At 62.0% G+C, this 21481-nt stretch carries 23 protein-coding genes; 12 read left to right on the forward strand and 11 right to left on the reverse strand.

The features are described from left to right. The first annotated feature begins 6 nt into the window (after nt 1–6). Nucleotides 7–351: a cupin domain-containing protein gene (locus tag AC1DZP_RS29495; protein WP_095081251.1), complete on the forward strand. Its 345-nt coding sequence runs from the start codon at nt 7–9 to the stop codon at nt 349–351. Between the two features lie 70 nt (nt 352–421). Here the strand turns inward: AC1DZP_RS29495 and AC1DZP_RS29500 are convergent, their stop codons facing one another. The 3 genes from AC1DZP_RS29500 to AC1DZP_RS29510 are packed head-to-tail and all read right to left on the reverse strand — an operon-like array spanning nt 422 to nt 3502. Then, the gene (locus AC1DZP_RS29500; protein WP_477307253.1) at nt 422–1138 is read right to left on the reverse strand and encodes a transporter substrate-binding domain-containing protein; all 717 of its coding nucleotides are present in this window, start codon (nt 1136–1138) and stop codon (nt 422–424) included. A gap of 24 nt (nt 1139–1162) precedes the next feature. Next, complete coding sequence (locus AC1DZP_RS29505) at nt 1163–2203, reverse strand: hypothetical protein (protein WP_477307255.1); 1041 nt, start codon at nt 2201–2203, stop codon at nt 1163–1165. A 48-nt stretch (nt 2204–2251) separates the two neighbouring features. Then, nucleotides 2252–3502 (reverse strand): cytochrome P450, encoded by a 1251-nt coding sequence (locus tag AC1DZP_RS29510; RefSeq protein WP_477307303.1) that lies wholly within the window; start codon nt 3500–3502, stop codon nt 2252–2254. Between the two features lie 103 nt (nt 3503–3605). Here AC1DZP_RS29510 and AC1DZP_RS29515 point away from each other — a divergent pair, with 103 nt between their 5' ends. After that, nucleotides 3606–4709, forward strand: coding sequence for an NAD(P)/FAD-dependent oxidoreductase (locus AC1DZP_RS29515; RefSeq protein ID WP_477307257.1), 1104 nt, complete (start codon nt 3606–3608; stop codon nt 4707–4709). 23 nt (nt 4710–4732) lie between these two features. On the opposite strand, the gene AC1DZP_RS29520 is transcribed toward AC1DZP_RS29515, so the two are convergent. Next, the gene (locus AC1DZP_RS29520) at nt 4733–4927 is read right to left on the reverse strand and encodes a hypothetical protein (protein ID WP_477228808.1); all 195 of its coding nucleotides are present in this window, start codon (nt 4925–4927) and stop codon (nt 4733–4735) included. Beyond that, nucleotides 4920–5510 carry a hypothetical protein gene (locus AC1DZP_RS29525; protein WP_477307259.1) on the reverse strand — a complete coding sequence of 197 codons (591 nt, stop codon included), beginning with the start codon at nt 5508–5510 and terminating at the stop codon, nt 4920–4922. Before AC1DZP_RS29525 ends, AC1DZP_RS29520 begins: the two co-directional genes overlap by 8 nt. A 329-nt stretch (nt 5511–5839) precedes the next feature. On the opposite strand from AC1DZP_RS29525, the gene clpP reads away from it, so the two are divergent. From clpP to AC1DZP_RS29545, 4 genes are all read left to right on the forward strand, one after another. Next, nucleotides 5840–6469 carry an ATP-dependent Clp endopeptidase proteolytic subunit ClpP gene (gene clpP, locus AC1DZP_RS29530; protein ID WP_095081259.1) on the forward strand — a complete coding sequence of 210 codons (630 nt, stop codon included), beginning with the start codon at nt 5840–5842 and terminating at the stop codon, nt 6467–6469. Nucleotides 6470–6764: 295 nt separating this feature from the next. Beyond that, the gene (gene clpX / locus AC1DZP_RS29535; protein ID WP_023759839.1) at nt 6765–8039 is read left to right on the forward strand and encodes an ATP-dependent Clp protease ATP-binding subunit ClpX; all 1275 of its coding nucleotides are present in this window, start codon (nt 6765–6767) and stop codon (nt 8037–8039) included. 306 nt (nt 8040–8345) lie between these two features. Continuing rightward, nucleotides 8346–10757, forward strand: a complete 2412-nt coding sequence (lon, locus tag AC1DZP_RS29540) for an endopeptidase La (protein WP_184870800.1) — start codon at nt 8346–8348, stop codon at nt 10755–10757. Between the two features lie 302 nt (nt 10758–11059). Then, nucleotides 11060–11332 (forward strand): HU family DNA-binding protein, encoded by a 273-nt coding sequence (locus tag AC1DZP_RS29545; RefSeq protein ID WP_023798342.1) that lies wholly within the window; start codon nt 11060–11062, stop codon nt 11330–11332. Between the two features lie 14 nt (nt 11333–11346). Here the strand turns inward: AC1DZP_RS29545 and AC1DZP_RS29550 are convergent, their stop codons facing one another. Then, entirely contained in the window at nt 11347–11589 is a 243-nt protein-coding gene (locus AC1DZP_RS29550; RefSeq protein ID WP_477307261.1) for a hypothetical protein, read from the reverse strand. 77 nt (nt 11590–11666) lie between these two features. Here AC1DZP_RS29550 and AC1DZP_RS29555 point away from each other — a divergent pair, with 77 nt between their 5' ends. Then, nucleotides 11667–11849 carry a hypothetical protein gene (locus AC1DZP_RS29555; RefSeq protein ID WP_457153672.1) on the forward strand — a complete coding sequence of 61 codons (183 nt, stop codon included), beginning with the start codon at nt 11667–11669 and terminating at the stop codon, nt 11847–11849. Nucleotides 11850–12017: 168 nt separating this feature from the next. Here the strand turns inward: AC1DZP_RS29555 and AC1DZP_RS29560 are convergent, their stop codons facing one another. Further along, entirely contained in the window at nt 12018–13040 is a 1023-nt protein-coding gene (locus tag AC1DZP_RS29560) for an aldo/keto reductase (RefSeq protein ID WP_477307265.1), read from the reverse strand. A 175-nt stretch (nt 13041–13215) separates the two neighbouring features. On the opposite strand from AC1DZP_RS29560, the gene AC1DZP_RS29565 reads away from it, so the two are divergent. Further along, complete coding sequence (locus AC1DZP_RS29565) at nt 13216–13782, forward strand: SIS domain-containing protein (protein ID WP_477307267.1); 567 nt, start codon at nt 13216–13218, stop codon at nt 13780–13782. A 3-nt stretch (nt 13783–13785) separates the two neighbouring features. Beyond that, nucleotides 13786–14529: a creatininase family protein gene (locus AC1DZP_RS29570; RefSeq protein WP_477307269.1), complete on the forward strand. Its 744-nt coding sequence runs from the start codon at nt 13786–13788 to the stop codon at nt 14527–14529. On the opposite strand, the gene AC1DZP_RS29575 is transcribed toward AC1DZP_RS29570, so the two are convergent. The 4 genes from AC1DZP_RS29575 to AC1DZP_RS29590 all read right to left on the reverse strand — a co-directional run bounded on the left by AC1DZP_RS29575 (nt 14526) and on the right by AC1DZP_RS29590 (nt 18648). Further along, a complete protein-coding gene (locus AC1DZP_RS29575) occupies nt 14526–14840 on the reverse strand; it encodes a hypothetical protein (RefSeq protein ID WP_477307271.1) in 315 nt (104 codons plus the stop codon). The two genes, AC1DZP_RS29570 and AC1DZP_RS29575, sit on opposite strands and share 4 nt — an antisense overlap. A 3-nt stretch (nt 14841–14843) precedes the next feature. After that, entirely contained in the window at nt 14844–15761 is a 918-nt protein-coding gene (locus AC1DZP_RS29580) for a carbohydrate ABC transporter permease (protein ID WP_457153676.1), read from the reverse strand. Between the two features lie 12 nt (nt 15762–15773). Further along, nucleotides 15774–16895, reverse strand: coding sequence for a carbohydrate ABC transporter permease (locus AC1DZP_RS29585; RefSeq protein ID WP_477228802.1), 1122 nt, complete (start codon nt 16893–16895; stop codon nt 15774–15776). An 88-nt stretch (nt 16896–16983) separates the two neighbouring features. Continuing rightward, nucleotides 16984–18648 carry an ABC transporter substrate-binding protein gene (locus tag AC1DZP_RS29590; protein WP_477228801.1) on the reverse strand — a complete coding sequence of 555 codons (1665 nt, stop codon included), beginning with the start codon at nt 18646–18648 and terminating at the stop codon, nt 16984–16986. 288 nt (nt 18649–18936) lie between these two features. Here AC1DZP_RS29590 and AC1DZP_RS29595 point away from each other — a divergent pair, with 288 nt between their 5' ends. The 3 genes from AC1DZP_RS29595 to rbsK are packed head-to-tail and all read left to right on the forward strand — an operon-like array spanning nt 18937 to nt 21412. Beyond that, entirely contained in the window at nt 18937–19995 is a 1059-nt protein-coding gene (locus AC1DZP_RS29595) for an ABC transporter ATP-binding protein (RefSeq protein WP_477307273.1), read from the forward strand. Nucleotides 19996–20022: 27 nt separating this feature from the next. Further along, on the forward strand, nt 20023–20475 hold the full coding sequence (locus tag AC1DZP_RS29600) for an RbsD/FucU family protein (protein WP_457154674.1): 453 nt from the start codon (nt 20023–20025) through the stop codon (nt 20473–20475). A gap of 4 nt (nt 20476–20479) precedes the next feature. Further along, on the forward strand, nt 20480–21412 hold the full coding sequence (rbsK, locus tag AC1DZP_RS29605; protein WP_477307275.1) for a ribokinase: 933 nt from the start codon (nt 20480–20482) through the stop codon (nt 21410–21412). Nucleotides 21413–21481: the final 69 nt, after the last annotated feature.

The raw sequence follows: 21481 nt of genomic DNA on the forward strand, positions 1-21481 counted from the left end.
TCGATCATGACCGCGTTTCTTTCCGTCGACATCAAAAACGTCGAACCCGAATCTGGCGCGCCCGCGCCGGATCGGCTGATCTCGGGCGATCCGAAATTCCGCACCTGGAACGTCGAGGAGCGTGACGGTGGCCTCTATGCCGGCATCTGGGAATCGACCCCGGGCAAATGGCGCATCGTCTATGACGAATGGGAATTCTGCCACATCCTGTCCGGCGTTTCGGTGATCGCCGAAGAAGGCGGTGCGGCGCGCACCGTCAAGGCCGGCGACAGCTTTGTTCTCAGGCCCGGCTTCAAGGGCAGCTGGGAAGTGCTTGAAACGACCCGCAAGGAGTATGTGATCAAGCTCTAATGCATGTCGCCCAAAAGTGGCCCCGGTTTTGGGAGGACGACATGCATAAAAACAGGCATCCGCGCCGGGGTCAGACGATGCGATCGATATCGCTGTCCGAAAATCCGTATCGCGCCATCATCTGCCGGTGCCAGTCACCGCCCAGCAATTCATCGAGGCAAGCATCGATATCCCTGAGCAGGGCGCCGTTGCCCTTGGCGATTGCGAAGGCACCTGCCGATGGCTGTTTTTCGCTGGCCGGGACCTCGACAAGGCCAAGCGGCATTTCGGGCCGCTTGGTCAGATAGCCACGATGCGCCATCGCAACGCTGGCATAGGCGTGCACCACGCCGTTGGCGACTGCATCCGCTGCGTCGGCCTGGGTTGCAAACATCCTGATCTGCTCCGGCGCAATCCCGTTGTGCAACGCCGTGAGATGCTGCACCTGGTCGGTAATGACGCCAAGCAAAGCCGTCCGGTCCCTGGCAATGGACTGGTAGCCGCCAAAGCCGCGCGGATTGTCTTTCGCAACCAGCAACCCATCCTGCAACGCCCAGATCGGCCGTGTGAAGTCGACAAGCTGCTGGCGCTCTTCGGAGACGAACAGGCCGGTCGTCATGGTCCAGCGGCCCTCGACCAACCCTGGCAGCAGTTCAGCGAATTCGGTCTCGATCGTCGTGAAGCCCGCCAATCCGAGCATTTCACCGAGCCTGCGTGCAAGCTCGACGTCACAGCCTGAGACCTCGCCCGATGCACCGGTGAAGCAGAATGGCGGCTCTTCCAGGAAGGCGAACTTCAGCTCCGTCATATGTTTGGGCAAACCGTCGCCATCCTATTTCGCCGGGAACTGGCTGAGGCAGGCCTCCGATGCCTTGTCGTGGAAGGTCAGGGCATTGGGGTCCGCTGCCTCGATATCGGCGTCGGAAATCTCGTTGCGATAATACTGCGCCACCAGATCAAGCCCCGCCTGGCTGATGCCCTGGGTCGGCATTTCGCGCGCAAGGCAGCCGCAAAGGCTGAGCGCTCGGTCCGGTGAGCCAATCTTGTGGTTGGTGAGGATGAAATCCTGTGCCGGACAGGCATCGAGAAAGCTGTCGAAATTCAGCTTCTGCTGCGGCTGGTCGCCATGATTGAAGTACGCCGGCGGCCATTGGCTCTTGCCGCTGGCGACATCGCAGCCGGTGCCGACGTCCTCGGCATTTTTCAGAAGCGCCTGCCAGGCAATCTCTTTCGCGCCCGTCGGATATTCGAAATTCTCGCCCAGCGATGCGGTGTACATATCGAGATCGGGCTGCGTGAAGCCGGTCACCTGAAACCGGCTGAACCGGCATTGGCATTCAGCGCTCACGCGTTCCGCTTCACCCTCCGCCGGCTGCTCGTTGGATCTGCTTTTCTGGCAGGCCGCCATGAAGGCGGCGCCATCGAGCGACGAGGCAGGAAACGTAGAGGCGTCGACATAGCGTTTTCCGTCCCAGCCGATCATCATCTGGTCGGACTGGATGTCGAGAAAACCGTTTCGTTTGAAGGCGCTGAGCCCGATCTTGTCCTGCGGCACCAGCCTTGCACCGGGAATGTCGCCGAGGACTTCCTGGTAGCTGTCGCCTTCGAGGACGAAAAGGAAGTTGCCGCAATGGATGCCGTCGCAGCCCGGCGCATAGCGATAGGCGAAGATCTCGGGAAAGCCGTCGAGGTTGAGATCGACCTCGACCGCAAAGGATGGCGGCGGGAAATCCTTCGCTCCGGTCTGCCGCTCCAGCAGGCCGGCCGCCATTTTCTGGGCGATCGCCACGCTATTTTCCCACGGGATATTCTCCGGCTGTTGCTGGGCGTGCGCCACACCCAGGCATGACAGCATTACCAATGCGAACGCCATCGCCGGTCTCGAAAACAACCACATGTCGCAGCCCCAGGCCCGCGATCGTCAGAAGCCGACGGCGAGCGTTTCCAGCCCATGGAAGTGGTAAGTGTCGCGGAAGCGCGGCGGTTCGGCAAGATGCAGCTTTGGCTGCCGGTCGAACAAGGTTTTCAGCGATACCTGCAATTCGAGCCGGGCCAGCGGCGCACCGATACAGAAATGGATGCCGGCGCCGAAGGATACGTTCTTCTGGTCGGCGCGATCCGGGTTGAAGGCGATCGGTTCGGCGAAGGCGCGCGGGTCATGATTGGCCATGCCAAGCAGGAGCCCGATCGTCTGGCCCGGCTGTACGACGATGCCTGGCGCGACTTCGAACTCCTGATAGGCGTAGCGCGTGAACATGTGCAGTGGCGCGTCGAAGCGCAGGCACTCCTCCACTGTCGCCGCGGTCGCTTCGGGTGAGCTGAAGAAGCGACGGGGATCGCCACCTTGCGCCAGGATCGAGCGCACGGCGTTGCCGGTCTGGTGCACGGTCGCTTCATGGCCGGCATTGAGCAGCAGGATCGCCGAGGACACCATCTCGTCCTCCGACAGCTTCTGGCCGTCCTCCTGCGCCGAGATCAGCAGCGACAGCAGGTCGTCACCGGGGTTCTTGCGCCGCTCGGTGATATGGCCGCGCAGGAAATCGGCAAAATCGCCTGCAGCGCGGTTGGCCGTCTCCTCGGTTTCGCGCGTGCGGCTATGCATGTACATGGCGACCATCTGGTGCGACCAGTCGAGCAGTTGCGGCCCCATCTCGACCGGCACGCCGAGCATTTCTGCAATGATGGTGATCGGCAGCGGCGCCGCAAAGGTGGGCAAGAGGTCGACAGCTCCGTCGGGTTCGAAACGGTCGATCAACTCGTTGGCGAGCGCTTCGACACGTGGCCGCAGCCGTTCGACCTGGCGCGAGACGAAGGCGCGGTTGACCAGCGTTCTCAGCCGCGTGTGCACCGGTGGCTCCAACTCCAGCATCGAATTGGCCTCGATGCCGTCGAATGCCCTGAGATGACTGCGGTCCTGGCCGACACCGCGCCTGTCTGGAATGCCGGCCGGGTTCTGGCGGCCGAAGCGGCGGTCGCGCAGCAGCCGGTTGACCTCGTCGAAGCCGCCAAAGCACCAGAAGCCGAACTCTTCCCAGAAGAATGCATTCGAGGTGCCGTGCAGAAAGGCATAGGCCTCGTAAGGATCTTGAAAAAAGGCAGGCTCGTGCGGATCGAGCCGCAAGTGGCGAGTGGCTGGATCAAAGGCCAGATAAGGTGGTGTCAATTTGGTCATGCCAGACCAATAGCGCGGCTTGCCAGCCCGGTTCCAGACCGTATGTTGCGCCCGATAGCCCAATGCGTTGAGCCAGCCATATGGCTGCGGAAAGACTGAACTGATGAATGTGATCGTTGTCGGCGCGGGCATTGCCGGTCTTTCCACCGCGTGGTCGCTGGTCAAGGCCGGCCACAGCGTTTCGATCGTCGAACAGGGACCGATCCCCAACCCGCTGGCGGCATCAGGCGACCATCACCGCATCATCCGCCGCGCCTACCGGGCCGGTACCGGCTATGGCCGGCTGATCACCGAAGCCTATCAGGCCTGGGACGAGATGTGGGCCGATCTCGGCGAAAGCCACCTCGATCCGAGAGGTTTTGTCTGCATCTCGCGTGAGCCGGGAGACGAGGCCGAGGAATACCGCGAGGGCCTGGAGGAGGGGAATTTCCCCTTCGACTTGCTGGAGCCGGATGCGGCCGCGCAACGCTGGCCGTTTCTTGAGGCTGGTTCGTTCCGCTATGCCTATTTTTCGACCGAAGGCGGCGCGCTGCACTGCCGCAAGATCGCCTCCGGCCTGGCCAAATGGCTGCGGACCAATGACGCCAATGTCTACGAGAACAGCAAGGTCGTCGAAATCGACGAGGAAACCGGCCACATCGCGCTCGAAAGTGGCGAAACCATGCAGGCCGATCGCATCGTCGTCGCCGCCGGTGCCTGGGTGCTGAAACTGTTCCCGGAACTGGACGGCGAACTGAAGACCTATCGAACGGCACTTGCCTATGTCGAACCGCCGGCGGACCTAAAGGCCGCCTGGCTGGCAGCGCCGGTCGTCCTCGATATCGGCGGCACGGTCGACGGCTACGTTATCCCGCCCTCCGGCGGCGCCGGCATGAAATTCGGTTCCGGGCTCCACAGGGTGCCGACCAGCGACGCCGATTGGAACCGTGAGCCGGTGCCGGGCGAGGGGGAGGCGATCCGCAACCTGTTTTCGCCGCCGATCGCCCGCATCGATGAGTATGAGGTGACCGAGGTCGTCACCTGCGCCTACACTTTCACCGCCGACGAGAAATTCATGGCGCACGAGAAGGGCAGATGCCTGATCGTCTCGGCCTGCTCCGGCCATGGCTACAAATTCGGTGCTGCGGTCGGCCGGCGCGTTGCCGCTGCCATTGGTGACGGCGACATCGCCGGCCTGAAGGCATGGCTGCGGGCGGAGGTGGCCTGAACGGACCCTCGTAAGACAGCGCGCTAGCCGGAGGCGTAAAAGAAAAGCGCCACTGCTGCGATCGTTAGAAAACCGAAGAACGCCGCATAAGGGTAGTATCCATCGGGTCCAGATGGGCTTTTCCATTTTAGCACCGCCGCGTCGTACAGGTCGTGTCGCAGGAAGAGATAAGCCGCAGCCGCACCAAAGGCGATGACGATCCAGCCAAGACTATCCATTGCAGTGCCTGGGAATATGCACGCGCCGCCAGCCGGATGACCCTTCGCGGACCAGCACGCGCCGCGCGACCGTCCGGTAAGAGGCGGGAACATTGATGATGCGCCTTTGCTCCGGCTGCACCAGAACCTCCTCGGCGATGCTGTCATACTGCGCCGGGGTAACGACACGCCGTGTGCGTTCGGGCTGGATCACCACGGTCTCGGCGACACGCCCGTAGCGCGCCTTGTGCCAGATCTTGCACAGCACCTTGCGGCCATGGATGACGCGCCATTCCCAGGAATAGCCGCCATCATCGATCTGGACCGTATGGTAGACGGTGCGGGTGACCGCAGGCACGACCTCGTAGGTCACTTGCGCCGGAACCGTCATCACCACGCGTTCGCGGGTGCCATAGATGGCCGGGATATAGTCGACCTGCTGGCCGGGCGGACTGACCAGCACGTCTTCGTAGACCGTGTCGTAGACATCAGGCGTGCGGACCGGTTCATAGCATTCGACGGAGCGGCCGCCGGCCGCCGTTTGCGAAATCGTGCCGAGCACGGTCAGCCCGGCAATGGCGAAGCATGCGGTTTTCCTGAACATGACACTCCCCCTGTTGAACGGCACAATGACGGTTCAACGTTGGATTGTAGGGGAAGCGGCGTCGGGTAAAAGGGGGATTTGCCGTATTTCGTTAAGCAATTCGGTTAAGAAATTGCTACGAATGGTGATGACATCGCCAAACGATGACGACACGGGTCGGTGATGCCCGTGAATAACCTTGATTCGACTTACCCAGATGGCTAGGACGGGTCGGCCTTGCACAAGGATGAGCCGGCATCCTATTTACGGAATGACGATCCAGAACCGATTCTGACCGATCTGCCAGCCTTCCCGGCGCCGGAATCCCACCGCGAGATAAGAGATAACTGATGAAGAACCCCGTCGAAACCTACATGAACCTCGTTCCGATGGTGGTCGAACAGACCAATCGCGGCGAGCGGGCCTACGACATTTTCTCGCGCCTCCTCAAGGAGCGCATCATTTTCATCACCGGTCCGGTCGAGGACGGCATGGCGACGCTGGTCTGCGCGCAGCTTTTGTTCCTGGAAGCCGAGAATCCGAAGAAGGAAATCAACCTCTACATCAACTCGCCGGGCGGCGTCGTCACCTCGGGCATGGCGATCTACGATACCATGCAGTTCATCAAGCCGGCAGTGTCGACGCTCTGCATCGGCCAGGCGGCCTCGATGGGTTCGCTGCTTTTGACCGCCGGCCACAAGGACATGCGGTTCGCCACGCCGAACGCTCGCATCATGGTTCACCAGCCTTCCGGCGGCTTCCAGGGCCAGGCGTCCGACATCGAGCGCCATGCCCAGGACATCATCAAGCTGAAGCGTCGCCTCAACGAGGTCTACGTCAAGCACACCGGCAAGAGCTACGAAGAGATCGAAAAGACGCTCGACCGCGACCATTTCATGACCGCCGACGAAGCCAGGGATTTCGGCCTCATCGACAAGGTCATTTCGTCGCGCGAGCCGGTAGAAGGCGCCGTGGCATAAGGGCTAGTTGGCAGTTGGATGGCGGCATCACGCGCTTTTGGCGCATCTTGCGGCATTTCGGCCACAATTGGCTGTTCCCTCGGGGGCCAGGATTGCCTACGTTAAGGCTATGTTGAGTTTCGGCGGCTTAGCTTTATGCGGGGCTGTCGCGAATCATTGCCACGTTTTCTGATTTGTGTTTCGTACGGAATGCGTTGCAGGAGCCGGACACTGGCGGCGGCGGATTCCCGCGATAGATGAGAGTATGCGCCCTTTCAGCCAGACCATCGGCGGGCGGCCATGAAAGGACATGAAAATGAGCAAGGTCGGCAACAACAGCGGCGATTCCAAGAATACGCTCTACTGCTCGTTTTGCGGCAAAAGCCAGCACGAAGTGCGCAAGCTGATCGCCGGTCCGACGGTCTTCATCTGCGACGAGTGCGTCGAGCTCTGCATGGACATCATCCGCGAGGAGAACAAGACCTCGATGGTGAAGTCGCGCGAGGGCGTGCCGACACCGCAGGAGATCCTCAAGGTTCTCGACGATTATGTCATCGGCCAGCCCTACGCCAAGCGCGTGCTGTCGGTGGCCGTCCACAACCACTACAAGCGCCTCGCGCATGCCGGCAAGAACAACGATGTCGAGCTTGCCAAGTCAAACATCCTGCTGATCGGCCCGACCGGCTGCGGCAAGACGCTGCTGGCCCAGACGCTGGCCCGCATCATCGACGTGCCCTTCACCATGGCTGATGCGACGACGCTGACCGAAGCCGGTTATGTCGGCGAGGATGTCGAAAACATCATTCTCAAGCTGCTGCAGTCGGCCGACTACAATGTCGAGCGGGCGCAGCGCGGCATCGTCTACATCGACGAGATCGACAAGATTTCGCGCAAGTCCGACAATCCCTCGATCACCCGCGACGTGTCGGGCGAGGGCGTGCAACAGGCGCTGCTGAAGATCATGGAAGGCACGGTCGCCTCCGTGCCGCCGCAGGGCGGCAGGAAGCATCCGCAGCAGGAATTCCTGCAGGTCGACACCGCCAACATCCTGTTCATCTGCGGCGGCGCCTTCGCCGGGCTGGACAAGATAATCTCGGATCGCGGCCGGAAGACCTCGATCGGCTTCGGCGCCATCGTCGCTTCGCCCGAGGATCGCCGCACTGGCGATGTCTTCCGCCTGGTCGAACCCGAGGATCTGTTGAAATTCGGTCTTATCCCCGAATTTGTCGGCCGTCTGCCGGTCCTGGCGACCTTGGAGGACCTCGACGAGCCGGCGCTGATCCAGATCCTGACCGAGCCGAAGAACGCGCTGGTCAAGCAGTATCAGCGGCTGTTCGAGATGGAGAATGTCGACCTGACCTTCCACGAGAACGCCCTGTCGGCGATCGCCAAGCGCGCCATCGAGCGCAAGACCGGGGCGCGCGGCCTGCGCTCGATCATGGAAGCGATCCTGCTCGACACGATGTTCGAACTTCCAGCGCTCGAAGGCGTGCGCGAAGTGGTTATTTCGGAAGAGGTGGTTACCGGCAGTGCCCGGCCGCTCTATATCTACTCCGAGCAGAAGGAAAAGAAGGGCAATGTCAGCGCCTGACATGAGCCCACAGCGGAATTTTGAAACGGCGCCGCAAGGCGCCGTTTTGCTGTCACGCAGGGTTTTGCGGCTGCGCACGGTCTTGCAGTCACAAATCTGTCACTTGCGGGCAAGTTGGAGGAGCGGATTTGTACGGGCCTCTTGATCTTTGTGGATCGTGCATCCAACTAACTGGAGAAGGCCGAGGTGCCCGATTTCTGTGCTGTAAAACTCCCGTCATAAACGGTGGTAGGCGGAACGATCCCCGGTCGTTAATATGAGATTCGCGGTTGGCTGATTGGCGGCCGCGACATGAAAGGTTGGACAATGGCCAAAATATCCAAGGCTCCCAGCGACGGCGTCTTCGCAGTCCTCCCACTGCGCGACATCGTGGTGTTCCCGCACATGATCGTTCCGCTCTTCGTCGGGCGTGAAAAGTCGATCAAGGCGCTGGAAGAGGTGATGGGTCAGGAGAAGCAGATCCTGCTTGCCACCCAGATGAATGCAGCCGACGACGATCCCGAGCCCGATGCCATCTTCGACATCGGCACGCTCGCCAATGTGCTGCAATTGCTGAAGCTGCCGGACGGTACCGTCAAGGTTCTGGTCGAAGGCGCCTCGCGCGCGAAAATCGTCTCGTTCACCGACCGTCCCGACTTCCACGAGGCCCGCGCCACGGCGCTGGTCGAGCCGGAAGAGGAAGAGGTCGAGGTTGAGGCGCTGGCTCGCTCGGTGGTCACCGACTTCGAGAACTACGTCAAGCTGAACAAGAAGATCTCGCCAGAAGTGGTGGGTGCCGCCAGCCAGATCGACGACTATTCCAAGCTCGCCGACACGGTCGCGTCGCATCTCGCCATCAAGATTCCTGAGAAGCAGGAAATGCTGGCCACGCTCTCGGTCAAGGAGCGGCTGGAAAAGGCGATGGGCTTCATGGAAGCCGAAATCTCCGTCCTGCAGGTGGAGAAGCGCATCCGTTCGCGCGTCAAGCGCCAGATGGAGAAGACACAGCGCGAATACTACCTCAACGAGCAGATGAAGGCGATCCAGAAGGAACTCGGCGAAGGCGAGGACGGCCGCGACGAGGCTGCCGAGATCGAGGCGCGCATCAAGAAGACCAAGCTCTCCAAGGAGGCCCGCGAAAAGGCGGAAGCCGAGTTGAAGAAGCTCCGGACGATGTCGCCGATGTCGGCGGAATCGACCGTCGTGCGCAACTATCTCGACTGGATCCTGTCGATCCCGTGGGGCAAGAACTCCAAGGTCAAGCAGGACCTGGCTTTCGCGCAGAACGTGCTCGACACCGATCATTTCGGTCTCGACAAGGTCAAGGACCGCATCGTCGAGTACCTTGCCGTGCAAAGCCGCCAGAAGAAGCTGAAGGGGCCGATCCTGTGCCTCGTCGGCCCTCCCGGCGTCGGCAAGACCTCGCTCGGCAAGTCGATCGCCAAGGCGACCGGTCGCGAATTCATCCGCATGGCGCTCGGCGGCGTGCGTGACGAGGCCGAGATCCGTGGCCATCGGCGCACCTATATCGGCTCGATGCCCGGCAAGGTCATCCAGTCGATGAAGAAGGCTAAGAAGTCCAACCCGCTCTTCCTGCTCGACGAGATCGACAAGATGGGCCAGGACTTCCGGGGCGATCCGTCGTCGGCGTTGCTCGAGGTGCTCGATCCGGAACAGAACTCGACGTTCATGGACCATTACCTCGAGGTCGAATACGACCTGTCGAGCGTGATGTTCGTGACGACGGCGAACACGCTGAACATCCCTGCGCCCTTGATGGACCGCATGGAGATCATCCGTATCGCCGGCTACACCGAGGACGAGAAGATCGAGATCGCCAAGCGGCACCTGATGCCGAAGGTGGTGCGCGACCATGCGCTGCAGCCGAAGGAGTTCTCCGTCGGCGAGGACGCGATCCGCGCCATCATCCAGACCTACACCCGTGAAGCGGGCGTCAGAAGTCTGGAGCGCGAGTTGATGAAGCTCGGGCGCAAGGCGGTGACCGAGATCCTGAAGACGAAGAAGAAGACGGTCAACATCACGGCGGCGAACCTCGCCGACTACCTCGGTGTCCCGCGCTTCCGCTTCGGCCAGGTCGAGGCTGACGATCAGGTCGGTGTCGTTACCGGGCTTGCCTGGACGGAAGTCGGCGGCGAGCTGCTGACGGTCGAAGGCGTCATGATGCCCGGCAAGGGCCGCATGACGGTGACCGGCAACCTGCGCGACGTGATGAAGGAATCGATTTCGGCGGCGGCCTCCTATGTCCGCTCGCGCGCCATCGATTTCGGCATCGAGCCGCCGCTGTTCGACAAGCGCGACATCCACGTGCACGTGCCGGAAGGTGCGACGCCCAAGGATGGACCGTCGGCTGGCGTGGCGATGGCGACCGCGATCATCTCGGTGCTGACGGGCATTCCGATCAAGGCCGATGTGGCGATGACCGGCGAGATCACGCTGCGCGGCAGGGTGCTGCCGATCGGTGGCCTCAAGGAGAAGCTGCTTGCCGCGTTGCGCGGCGGCATCAAGAAGGTGCTGATCCCGGAAGACAACGCCAAGGACCTGGCGGAGATTCCGGACAACGTGAAGAACGGCATGGAAATCATTCCGGTCTCGCGGGTCGGTGAGGTGTTGCGCCACGCGCTGGTGCGTATGCCGGAGCCGATCGAGTGGGTCGAACCTGTCAATCCGCCGGCGACGACCGACACCGCGGACGATGCCGGCAAGACGCTTGCACATTAGAGCGGCGGCGCGCGTCCACCTGGACGCGCAAAGGACGCTCTGACACTCGGGACTTGCGCATGGTCCCTTCCGAAAACCGGCTACGGTTTTCGGGGTCATGCGTAAGTTTTCGCTAAGGTTGCAGTGCACAAACAGAGAGCCGGGCTTCGCGCCCGGCTTTTTCATGTGAAAAACCCCGGAATTCCGGGCTTTTTCCGCTTTTTCTTGGGCATTTCGACTTGGTTGCGGGAACGCTTCTTTCTAAAGTCCGTTTCCTGCCGGATGAGTCGTAAGTTCCGGTGTTCTCATGGAAGGGAATTTTTATGAACAAGAACGAACTGGTGTCCGCTGTCGCCGACGCCGCGAGCATTTCGAAGGGTGACGCACAGTCGGCGGTCGACGCGGTGTTTTCCGTGATCACCGGCGAACTGAAGAAGGGCGGCGATGTCCGGCTTGTCGGCTTTGGCAATTTCACCGTGTCAAAGCGTGCGGCTTCGACGGGCCGCAACCCGCAGACAGGCGCCGAAGTCCAGATCCCGGCGCGTACCGTGCCGAAGTTCTCGGCCGGCAAAGGCCTCAAGGACGCGGTCAACTAAGCGACTTTTTCTTTTCAGAGACCAGAAAAGCCGGGCTTGCCCGGCTTTTCTTTTTTGTGCCCGACGCCGGTACACGCGACAAGAAGAGCCGGCTTGCCCGGCTTTTCTTTTGCCGGGCCTGGAGTGGACGATCTCTGGGTCATGCCGTCCCGGAAAATGAGGGCGCGAAGCAGCCAAACTCGCACGTCCGGAGAACCGGGATGAAGGGGCGCTTGGCGCGATTCCGCTTTTTGCGCTCGACCGAGGGTCCTGGCCATACTATCCTGCACCCTAGGACATTGGCGGCGCTGCTCCACGTCGGGAAGAGGTTCCCCATGCCTAGGGGTGTTCGGAAATGAACCTGTTGATCGACAAGCTTGCCGGATTGGTCTTTATCGTCATTGGCTTCCTGCTGGCGGCATCGGGTTACCGGGCCGCATCGACGGGATATATGGCTGCCGGGATCGTTCTGCTCGCCATCGGAATTGCACTGGTGGTACGCAAGGTGTTGCGGCGAAATCAGGACAATCAACAGTGATGGCCGCCAGGGGTAGAGGGCTGACCCCCTGGCTCCGCACGATCCGGGATGATCTCAAAACACGCCTGGGTCGTGTACCGTGAACGGATTCAGGCGACGCGCTTTGGGTCTTTACTCTTATGCATGCCGTTATCCCAAAACCGGGTCCAATTTTGGGCGATACGTGCACTAGCCATTCGGCGCGTCGGCGCGCATCAGGCCTTCCTGCTTGAGATCGGCCCAAAGCGCTGCCGGCAGCTTTGCGTCGAGCAGCGAGCGGTTGCTCTCGACTTCGCTCGGCCGCTGGCCGCCGGGGATCACCGAAACCACCGACGGGTGCTGCAGCGGGAATTGCAGGGCAGCCTCGATCAGCCGCACGCCATGGCGCTTGCAGACGGCGTCGATGCGCGCGACGCGCTCCATGATATCCTGTGGCGCCTCGGAGTAGTTGTAATACGCGCCGGGCTTCGGCCCCGTCGCCAGAATGCCGGAGTTGTAGGGACCGCCCAGAACGATGCCGATGCCGCGTGCCTGGCAGAGCGGCAGGAAGGACGCCAGCGCCTCCTGTTCGAGCAGCGTATAGCGCCCGGCAAGCAGGAACAGGTCGAAATCGCCGCGCTCGGCCAGCGTCTGGGCAACCTGCCACTCATTGATGCCGCCACCGAACGCCTTGATCACGCCCTGGTCGCGGAGCGACAGCAGCCCGTAATAGCCCGAGCGCATGAACTCCTCGATACGCCGGTCGGCCGCTTCCTTGCTGCCATGGGTGAAGATGTCGACATCGTGCACGAAGAGGATGTCGATGCGGTCGACGCCGAGGCGCTCAAGCGAGGCTTCGAACGAACGCATGACGCCGTCATAGCTGTAGTCGTAAACCTCGCGGCGCGACGGCGTGTCGAAGAACTTGCCGATGCCGGTGCGCTGTTCCGGCGGGCAGGCGCGCATGATGCGGCCGACCTTGCTCGACAGCACATAGTCATCGCGCTTCTTGGAGCGCAGGAACGGATTGAGGCGCGTTTCCGACAGGCCCAGCCCATAGAGCGGCGCGGTGTCATAGTAGCGGCAGCCGGTCGCCCAGGCGGCCTCCAGCGTGGCGTTGGCGTCCTCGTCCGAGACGGCACGGTAGAGATTGCCGAGCGGCGCGGTGCCGAAGCCGAGCTCGGTAAAAGGGATGCCGCCATTGCCGGTGCGGTCGAAGTGCCGTGTCTTCATATTCTGCTGTCTGCCTCACTTGATTTGTCTGACATGACACTATCATGCCTGTGGCTCGGCAAAAGCGTTGCGGATCGTTGGACACGCATTTTCGCGGTTGCTAGCATGAGCGAACCAAGCTGTTCGTCGAAGCAAGAGCGACAATCCCCGGGATGATTTCGATGCCAGGTTCGCCGTGACCGACAACAGCGAAAATCCGTTCAGGACCGCGCTTGGCGAGCTTGACAGCGTGCTGGCACGCGTCGACGGCAGCCGCATCGACGCCGCCTGCAAGATGCTGGCCGGCGCCAAACAGATCGTCGTCTACGGCTGTGGCCGGGAGGCCTTACAGGTCAAGGGCTTTGCCATGCGGCTCTATCATCTCGGCCTGCCGGTCTCGGTGGTCGGCGACATGAACACGCCGCCGCTGGGACCGGGCGATGTCTTGCTGGCCAGTTCAGGACCGGGAGAAACCTCGACCGTGCTGACCCTGATGCAGGTCGCGCACGGTGCCGGCGCAACGAACCTGCTGCTGACAGCCCAGGCCGAAAGCCGTGCGGCAAAGCGTGCCGATTTCACGCTGCTCATCCCCGCGCAGACCATGGCCAACGACCAGGGGACCAAGAAAACGTCGGTGCTGCCGATGGGCTCGGTGTTCGAAGGGGCGCTGTTCCTGCTGTTCGAGGTGATGGTGCTGAAGCTCAGGGAATTGATCGGCGCTTCGCCGGAAGCGATGCGCGCCCGCCACACCAACATGGAATAGATCATGCGCTACGAACTGATGCTGCCGCACCAGATCCGCAAGGCGATCGCGGAGAACTGGCCGGTCGCCTTGCCACTCGGCGTGCTCGAATACCATGGCGAGCACATGGCCGTCGGCATGGACACGCTGGCCGTCATCAAGACGCTGGAGCTGTTCGAGAAGGAGCGCGACATCGTCATCCTGCCGCCCTTTTACTATGGTGCGGCAAGCTACGCCGTGGCGGCGCCGGAAGGCAGTGGCTCGGTGCAGGTCGGCGGCAACGCGCTGGCGCCATTCGGCGAAGAGCTGTTCCACGGCCTGCTGCGCATCGGCTTTCGCAACATCCACGCCATCATCCACCACCAGACCGAGAATTTCGCCGCCGGCATGCCGACCGATCTCGCCTTCAAGACCGCCGGCCGGCAGGCGATCTTCCGCTTCCTCGAAAAAGAGCGGGGCGAGGGCTGGTGGGGCTCGGAGGCGATGGCTAACTATTATGCCGCGCACGCTGAGGGCGGAAATTTCTTCAACTGGGTGCAGGTGCATCCGCTGATGTCGGCGGCAATGAACGGCAAGTATCCGTTCGACCATGCCGGCATCGGCGAGACCTCGCTGATGCTGGCGCTATGCCCGGAAGCTGTCGATGCCAGTCACTTCGAAGACAACAAGAGCTGGTACACGGCGACCGCCAAGGACGCTTCGGCCGAGCTCGGGCAAAAGGGGGTCGCCATGATCATGGATCATTTGCGCGCGATCCTGAGGAGCTAACCGCCGATTTTCTGCCGCTCCGCCCTATAGTCGGCGATCGACTTGTCCGAATCGTTTTTGGTCGCCACGGCCCAGATGAAGGTGCCGCCGCCGGCAATGGCAAGGATGGCAAACAGCGCGATGCCGAGCGGAAATGTCCTGGTGTGGAGCACGATCAGCAGCATAGACAGGCCGCCTCCCACCATCGCCAGCACAAAGCCGGCGATGACGGCGCGACCCTGCCAGGCGATCGGCATGACGCCCTTGCCGTAGCGGTCGTAGCCCTTGTGGCCAACGCGGATGTTGCGCGCGAACCAGTATTTGGCGGCCATCGCCTATTTCACCGCGCCCGCGGTCATGCCCATGATCAGATAGCGCTCGAGCGCGATGCCGATGACGGCCAATGGCGCAATTGCCGCAGTGGCCAGCGCTGCCATCGACCACCAGTTGATGCCTTGCGAGCCGGTCTGGCTCGCCACCATGACCGGAATTGTCTTGGCGTCGGTCGAGGTCAGCAGCGCAGCGAAGAAATACTCGTTCCAGCACAGCACCATCGCCAGGATGAAGGCGGCGACCATGCCCGGCAGCGCGATCGGCATGACGATCCGGAAGAAAGCCCCCCAGATCGACAGCCCGTCGACGAGGGCTGCTTCCTCGAGCTCAACCGGTATGGAATTGAACTGGTCGCGCATGATCCAGATGACGATCGGGAGCACCATCAGCGTGTAGAGCAGGATCAGTCCGACGCGCGTGTCGAGCAGGCCGACCTCCCGGTAGAGCACCAGGAAGGGCAAGGCCAGCACCACCGGCGGCAGGATCAGCTGCGACAGGAAGAAGAACGAGATGTCTTCGTTCTTGAACCAGGCGAAGTGGTAGCGATAGCGGGTAAGGCCGTAGGCGGCGAGGCTGCCGATGATGATGGCGAGGCTCGACGCGCCGACCGAGGTGATCACCGAGTTCATGAAGCGCTTGAAGAACTCATCGCGCACCGTCGAGGTCTGGAAGATCGAATCCGGCGACAGGCCGAGAGAACGCCAGCCCTTCCAGTCCGGCTGGAAGTCGACGAACGGGATCAGGTGGCCCTGGGTGACGTCGACCGCCGATTTGAACGAGGTGGTTATCGTCCAGTAGATCGGAAACAGGCAGATGAAGGCCCAGAACACCAGCGCGCCATAGATGAAGACGCGGCTGGTGATGAAGCTCGCCGGAGAGCGGATTTCGGAAACGGTGTACTCGGTGGTTTGAACGCTCATGATCCCGGCCGCTCAGTTGACGTTGCGCACGAAGCGGTTGGCGAATTTCAGCAGCCAGGTCACGAACACGACGATGATGATGAGATAGACCATCGCCAGCATGGTGCCGTAGCCGACATTCGAGCGGTCGCGATATTCGCGGTAGATGAAGCTCGATACCGAATCGGTGGCGCCGCCCGGACCGCCCGACGTCACCGTGATGATGATGTCGGCAAGCTTCAGCTTGAAGATGATGCGCAGGATCACCGCCGTCACCGACACCGGCAGCATCAGCGGGAAGGTGACTTGCCAGAAGGTCTGCCACGCATTCGCGCCGTCGACCCGTGCCGCTTCCAGTATCTCACGCGACATTGCCTGCAGGCCGGCGAGCAGCATGATCATCATGAACGGGATGAAGGTCCAGGCATCCAGCACCATGATCGAGATACGGGCGATGATCGGGTCGCTGAAGAAAGCCGGGTTTTCCCAGCCGAGATAGCGCGCCAACGTTGCCGCCGGCCCGAAGCGGTATTCCATCAGCGACTTGCCGACCATCCACGACACCGCGACCGGCGACAGCATCAGCGGCATCAGGAAGACGACGCGGAAGAATTTGCGGGCGCGGATCTGCGCGTTGAGCAACAGCGCCAGGCCGAAGGCAATGACATACTCGACCAGCACGGCGAGCACATAGAGCACCATGTTGAACAGCGCGTTGCGGTAGTAGGGATCGCCGAGCATCTGCCAGAAATTGGCGAGCCCATTGAATTTGCGGCCGCTGAAGGAACTGAGGTTCCAGTCGGTCAGCGCGATATAAAAACCGAACAGCGTCGGGAAGATCACCATGGCGATGGTAAACAGCAGCGCCGGCAGCAGGAACAGAGCACGCTGGCCGTCCTCGCCGCGTGTCAGCACCTGGCCGATACCGAGCGCCACGCCCCACAGAACATAGGCATAGACGACAGGGCGCCACGTCTCGAAGCCGATGGTATCGGCTTCGGTCTTGTACAGGATCTCCAGCACGATCACCGCCAGCAGGCCAAGCGTCGCGACAGCCATCAGCGCCCAACCGAGGCGTTTTCGGCCGGGCGAAATCAGATCGGAAGGGTCGGCATCTGCCGGCCACTGGTTCGCGGTCGAAGTCGGGTCAGTCACAAATCTCGCCCGTTTGAAGGCTCATCGAGGAGCCGGAGCCGGTCTGCTGTGGTCCGGCGTTGCCGCCGGACCACGGTTTCACAATAGCCTACATGCCGAGCGAAGCTTTGTAGAGCTTGACCTGCTTTTCGCGGCCGATCTGGTCGGTCAGCTTCTCCCAGGCCGCTGCGATGGCGTCTGCGCCTTCTTGCGCCTTCATCTTGCCGGCGAAGGTGTTGGCCAGAATATCCTCGGCGGCGCTGTAGTACTGGAAGATGCCAGGGATGCGCGGCTCGATCGCCGCGTTCGGATGGTTGTACGAATCGCCTTCCGACTTCAGGTACGAGGTGATGAAGGCCTCGTCGTAGCCTGCCGCCACCCATTCCGGAATGTCGAAGTGGGAGTTGCGATAGGGCTGGAAGCCCGACGGATACATCGCCGTCCAGATCGACAGGTCCTTGCCGCCGAGATGGGCGGCCGCGGACCATGCCGCCTTCTTCTTCTTCTCGTCGGCATCGACGCGGGCCATGACATAGACGCCCCAGCCGAGATAGGCGCAGTTCGGCGAGTAGTTCGGCCCGCTGGCGAGCTTTTCCCACTTGCCTGTCTTGGAATTGTAGACGTCGTCGGAGCCGGGCAGGATCGAGAAGCCGGTGACGTCGCCGATGACCGAGGAATCATTGGTCTTGACGTTGGAGCCGATGTCGCCCCACCAGGGGATCATCGAACCGGTGCCGGCCAGGAACTGCTGGAAGCCGGTGGTGTTCGGGTCGGCGTTGATCTGGTCCGCCGGTTCGTTCGGCAGCGCGTCGATGACGTCCTGGATTGCCCGCACCCAGGCCGGGTTGTTGATTCGCGGCTTCATCGTATCGGCGTCGAACAGCCAGGCCTTGTCATCGGGATGCTTGGCGTAGGCGGTGGCGCGGCTGCCGAGGAAGTAGAAGCCGAAACCGCCCCACGGCTTGGGCGCATCGAGATAGCCATAGACGTCCTGGCCCTTGAACTTCTTGCCCTTGAGGAACTTGGTGACCGCCTGGACCTGTTGCCAGGTCTTCGGCACGCCCCACTCGCCTTCACCGCCGCCATCCTTCCAGGCCTTGGCGAGGTCGGCATCGGCGAACACGTCGGTACGGTAGTTGAAATTGTGCGTGTCGCCGTCAATGGTCACGCGATACTGCTTGCCATCCCAGGTGCCGACGGGAGGCTTGAGATAGTTGACCAGATCGTCGAAATCGATCTGCTTCTTGACCCAGTCGGGCATCTCGGACGTCAGGCCCTTGCCGCAGACATCGCCTTCGAACGGCGCGCCCATCTCGATGATGTCGAAGTCGACGGTGCCGGTGGCGATCGATTGCTGCAGGCGGGCGTTGTAGTCGGCCTGCGCCAGATCGATCCAGCTGATCTTGGCACCGGTATAGGCTTCCCACGGCTTCAGGAAGCCACGGAACAGCACATTGTGCAGGTTCTGGTTGTTGAGACCCATGAAGGTCAGCTCGACGCCGGCGAACTCGCCTTCCTTGACGTTGGCCTTGGTCGCTTCGAGGCAGAGTTCACCGACCTTCTGGAAGTCGGCGTCGGTCGGCTGACCTTTGCCAACGCCGGGGATCTGCAGAATCTTCGAGCGCAGTTCGCTTGCGGCGGAAGCCGGCCGGGTGAAAGCGCCGAGCCCGGCGCCGGATGCGGCCGCGATCGCAGCCATGCTGGCCGCGCCCTTCAAGATGTCGCGCCTTGTGGCGCCGGCACGGACCAGTTTATCGTAAAGACCTGTTCTCATCGACTATTCCTCCCAGAATTCAGTGTGAATGGATGTGGCCATTCTGTCGGACGCTGGAGCGCCAGCGATACGCCCGGCTCGGAAACGAATTGGCAGGACCCCACCCTGCGTCGATTGAAGCTCCGATTGCGGATCTGGTTCCGACTTTGGACCAGCACCCTGTCACTATTCTCACAACCAAACGCCGTGTCAACGAGGGCAGGTTTTTATCTATAAGAGACTGACTTGCCCTGACCGATTGCGTTGGTTAGCTTCTGCGCCTACGGCAGTGGAGCCGATGGGGGAGATATGGCGCAAGTCGCAATCAGCAAGGTGGCCAAGGCGTTTGGAACCGTCAAGGTTCTGCACGAAGTCAGCGTCGATATCGCCGACGGACAGTTCGTGGTGCTGGTCGGTCCTTCGGGTTGCGGCAAGTCCACGCTGCTCAGGATGGTGGCCGGGCTGGAGACCGTCTCCGGGGGCACAATCGCCATCGGCGACCGCATCGTCAATCATTTGCCGCCGGCCAAGCGCGACATCGCCATGGTGTTCCAGAACTACGCGCTCTATCCGCACAAGACGGTCGAGCAGAACATGGCCTTTGCCCTCAAGCTGCGGAAAACCGATCCGGCCGTGGTCGCCGAGCGGGTCAAGCGCGCCGCCGACATCCTCGACCTCAATCCCTACCTGAAGCGCTATCCCCGGCAGCTCTCAGGCGGTCAGCGCCAGCGCGTGGCAATGGGCCGCGCCATCGTGCGCAATCCGCAGGTGTTCCTGTTCGACGAGCCGCTGTCCAACCTCGACGCCAAGCTGCGCGTGCAGATGCGCACCGAGATCAAGGAATTGCACCAGCGGCTGAAGACCACCACCATCTACGTCACCCACGACCAAATCGAGGCCATGACAATGGCCGACAAGATCGTCGTCATGCGCGACGGCCGCATCGAGCAGGTCGGCGCGCCGCTGGAACTGTTCGACCGGCCGGCCAATCTTTTCGTCGCCGGCTTCATCGGCTCGCCTTCGATGAACCTGCTCAAGGGCACCATGCGCAAGGGCGGCAAGGCCGGCGTCGAGATATCAGGCTCGCTGTTCCCGATCGCATCGGACAATGCCGCGCGGGACGGGCAAGCCGTCGTCTACGGCGTGCGGCCGGAGCATCTCGAGATCCATCCCGATGGCGTGCCGGCGAGGATTTCGGTGGTCGAGCCGACCGGCTCGGAAACGCTGGTGTTCCTGCGCTTCGGCGAGGGTGAGATGGTGGCACTGTTTCGCGAACGCCACGACTTCAAGCCGGGCGACACGCTTACCCTGAAGCCACGGCTCGACCAGATCCATCTATTCGACGCCGAGACCGGCAAGCGTCTCTGATCTCCAACCGACTTCACGAGGAATACCATGCTCAAAGGGATCAATCCGTTGCTCAATGCCGACGTGCTGCAGGCATTGCGGGCGATGGGCCATGGCGATGATTTGATCATCGCCGACACCAATTTTCCGGCCGATTCGGTGGCGCGCCAGACGGCGCTCGGCCGCCTGCTGCGCATCGACGCACCGGCCGCCGACGTGGCCAAGGCCGTGCTGTCGCTCTACCCGCTGGATACGTTCGTCGACGATGCCGCGGCGCGCATGGAGATCGTTGGCAAACCGGACGAGATCCCGCCCGTGCAAAAGGAAGTGCAGAAGGAAATCGACAAGGCCGAAGGCAAATCGTGGCCGATGATCGCGGTCGAGCGCTACGCTTTCTACGAGCGCGCCAAGCAGGCCTACTGCGTCATCCAGACCGGTGAGCGCCGCTTCTATGGCTGCTTCGCCTTCCGCAAGGGCGTTGTGCCGCCGGATGCGGAGTAGCGGCATGGTCTCGGGCAAGCCTGTCGTCATCCTTGGTGTGTTCGTCGCCGACACCGCCTACCGCGCCGATCGCCAGCCACGCATGGGCGAGACGATCCTCGGCAACTCGTTCAAGCTGGGGCCGGGTGGCAAGGGCTCCAACCAGGCGGTCGCTGCCGGCAAGCTCGGCGCCGACGTCACCTTCCTTACCCGCCTCGGCGTCGATCCCTTCGCCGACATGGCGAGGCAGACCTGGGCCGGAGCAGGCGTCAAGGATGCCGTCATCGACACGCCGGAAAGCTACACCGGCGCTGCCTACATCTTCGTCGAGGAGACGACCGGCAACAACGCCATCATCGTCAGTCCCGGCGCGGCGATGCTGATTTCGCCGGCCGATATCGAAGCCAATGCCACGCTGATCAGCAGCGCCGGCGTCTTCGTCACCCAGCTCGAACAACCGATCGATGCCGCGCTGCGGGCGCTGGAGATCGCGCGCGGGGCAGGGGTGACGACCATCCTCAACCCGGCCCCGGCGGCAAAACTTCCCGACCGCATCTACACGCTGTGCGACTATCTCACGCCCAACGAGACGGAGACGGAGGAATTGACCGGAATGAAGGTCTCCTCGCTCGATGAGGCGCGCGCCGCCGCCGCAAGCCTGATCGAAAAGGGCGTCGGCACGGTCATCGTCACGCTCGGTGACAAGGGCGCGCTTTTGCACTCCAAGAACCGCTCCGAGCATGTTCCTGCCGTCAGAGCGGGGGCGGTTGTCGAGACCACGGGGGCGGGCGACGCCTTCAACGGTGGCCTCGCCGCAGCGCTGTCTCGCGGTGTCGAGCCGCTGCAGGCGGTGCGTTTCGCCTGCGCCGTTGCCGGTATTTCCGTGACGCGGCCCGGTACCGCGCCGTCCATGCCGACGTTGCAGGAGGTCGAGGCGCTGCTGGCGCAGGCGACATGATAGCCTTGTGTAGGCGACCCGTCTGGGTTCGATCCTTGTCCAGTGACGATCATTTACAGCCGAGATCAT

The organism is Mesorhizobium sp. P2_F8 (genome assembly GCF_056403655.1).